This is a genomic window from Clostridium sp. AM33-3, from assembly GCF_003480315.1.
Taxonomy (GTDB): domain Bacteria; phylum Bacillota; class Clostridia; order Lachnospirales; family Lachnospiraceae; genus Brotaphodocola.
In genome coordinates this window covers 1-567 of record NZ_QUIV01000056.1, presented here as the reverse complement: position 1 = coordinate 567, position 567 = coordinate 1, and the positions used below count along the sequence as shown (strand labels likewise).

Genomic DNA, 567 nt, shown 5'->3' with positions numbered 1-567 from the left:
GTTTTATATGACAGAGTTAATATGGGTTGTAGTCAATGCTTTTTGTAGCGGATCCAATGCAATAGGAAGTGAATGAGACCGCTTTCCGGGATTTTCAGCATATCAGGTGTTTGCATCTTGAACACACGTGTACGAATGCAGCGGATGTAGTCCGATGCAGGCGAACGCGTGTTGTGAGAGCAAGCAAACAACGATATGTGAAAATAGAGGAAGGCGGTCTCGTTCTCTTCCGGACCTTTATTCGTTCTGTCCTATAATTGCAATATATCTATTTTATCGCGTGATACTTTTCGTAAATTTTATCCAGATCGTAATCCGGTGCCATTGGAGCTGCAATCTGGCAGACTGCTTTTACGAAATTCAGATCCAGTTCCAAAAAATCAGCAATTTGTTCCGGGGACTGTTGTTTTTTGATTATGATCAGGATCAAACGTATTGCTTCTTTAAGTTCTCCCTCGGCTATTCCTTCGCTCTTGCCACGCTCGTGCCCCATATTCCAGTACTGCTTCTGGAGCATTTTGTAGTTTTTTTCTTCGTCATATTCATAGATACTCATTTTCACAACCT

Annotated in this window: 1 pseudogene; it reads right to left on the bottom strand. The window is 41.8% G+C overall.

Annotated elements, in window-relative coordinates:
* Nucleotides 1-268 precede the first annotated feature (268 nt).
* Nucleotides 269-567, bottom strand: a pseudogene (locus tag DW819_RS15470) (hypothetical protein); the annotation flags it as partial.